At 71.5% G+C, this 506-nt stretch carries 1 pseudogene; it reads left to right on the top strand.

What is annotated here, in order from left to right:
* Positions 1–506, top strand: a pseudogene (locus A9Z05_RS01525) (penicillin-binding protein activator LpoB); the annotation flags it as partial.

The following is a 506-nucleotide window of genomic DNA, read 5'->3' as shown; positions in this document are numbered from 1 at the left end:
GCGCTGGTTGCAGCGCTTGGTGCGTCCGTCGCGGGTTGCGGCGGCGTGGTGACGCCCGGCGGGCAGAACGCCGGCGTGACGGGCGCGGCGGCCGGCGGCGCGAGCGCCGGCGCCGATTCGCAACTGCAGCGCTGCGCGTCGCCGCTGGGCACGATCGCGGTCGACGACGGCCGCAACGCCGACTGGTGGGGCCCGTTCGGCAGCGCGACCAAGGTGACGAGCATCGACCCGCTGCTGCGGCTGGCCGTGCAGCAGTCGAACTGCTTCGTGATCACGTCGATCGGCAACCAGAAGAGCGACGCGCGCCTGTCGCGCATCACGCAGCTGCAGCGCAACTCGGGCGAATATCGCGCGGGCTCGAAGCAGCAGAAGGGCCAGCGCGTCGCGGCCGACTACTACATGGAACCGCAGATCGTGATCAACGATTCGCCGATCGGCGGGATCGGCAGCATGATCGGCGGGCTGATCGGCAACAGCGCGGTGGCGGCGGTGGCGGGCCACCTGCA

This window comes from Burkholderia sp. A2, assembly GCF_001729305.1.
GTDB classification, from domain to species: domain Bacteria; phylum Pseudomonadota; class Gammaproteobacteria; order Burkholderiales; family Burkholderiaceae; genus Burkholderia; species Burkholderia sola.
Note: the sequence above shows the minus strand (reverse complement) of the source record. Positions and strands in the feature narration are given on the sequence as shown.